Annotated in this window: 1 protein-coding gene; it reads right to left on the reverse strand. The window is 41.1% G+C overall.

Going from position 1 to position 849, the window contains the following annotated elements; genetic code table 11:
• Nucleotides 1-102: 102 nt before the first annotated feature.
• The gene (locus P5683_RS25395) at nt 103-663 is read right to left on the reverse strand and encodes an REP-associated tyrosine transposase (RefSeq protein WP_006622573.1); all 561 of its coding nucleotides are present in this window, start codon (nt 661-663) and stop codon (nt 103-105) included.
• Between the last annotated feature and the right edge of the window lie 186 nt (nt 664-849).

An 849-nucleotide genomic window follows, 5' to 3' on the forward strand; every position in this document is an offset into this window, starting at 1 on the left:
CACCGGGCTATATCATAGTCACAGATAAGCCATATAAACCCGCCCTATCCCCGCCAGATAAACCCGAAATATTCTAATTATCGGTGGGTGGGGGCGGGTTTATCAAAATTCCGGTGGGGAAGTTTCATTGACGGCGGAGGCGCGCCCCAACGGGGTGGTAATGTTTTGGGAAATGGGAAATTGATGGGATGGGTGCATTTCGTCTTGGTTCCAATTATAGGGATTATTGACGATATATTCTCGAATTTTTTGTAATGCGTTTTCGTCCCTAATTATATGTTCATAATATCCCCTTTGCCATACAGGAACTTTAGAAAGCGATCGCAATTGATTAATCCTACGGCTAGAAAAAGTTTTGAAACCTTGAACAACTTTTGAGAGAGTATGGCTGTGGTCTGTTAAGATAATGATACCATGAATATGATTAGGCATAATCACAAAACTATCTAACTGAATTAAAGGGTAAACTCTGGTTAGGTTAAACCAATTGAATTTAACCACTTCACCATAACAGTTTAGCATTACAGTTTGGTCTTTAATTTCACCCAATAAGCATTGTTTATGATAAATACAAATTGTGACAAAGTATGCCCCCGGTTGACTGTAATCATATCCTCGAAGACGAATTGATTGGCGGTTATGAATATCAGGATTGTATTTCATATTGATAAACCATCATTAATCATCTGTAGCGGCGTGTTCACGCCCGGTATATGGTAATTGGTAGGGGCGGGTTCACCGGGCTATATCATAGTCACAGATAAGCCATATAAACCCGCCCTATCCCCGCCCAATCAAAGTATCTGTAGGGGCGGGTTCACCGGGCTATATCATAGTCACAGATAAACG

The sequence above is a fragment of the Limnospira sp. PMC 1279.21 genome, from assembly GCF_032349615.1.
GTDB lineage: Bacteria > Cyanobacteriota > Cyanobacteriia > Cyanobacteriales > Microcoleaceae > Limnospira > Limnospira fusiformis.

Bases quoted from the DNA above. Each gene is read 5' to 3' on its own strand.
- P5683_RS25395 (WP_006622573.1), bottom strand. From the start codon at position 663: ATGAAATACAATCCTGATATTCATAACCGCCAATCAATTCGTCTTCGA.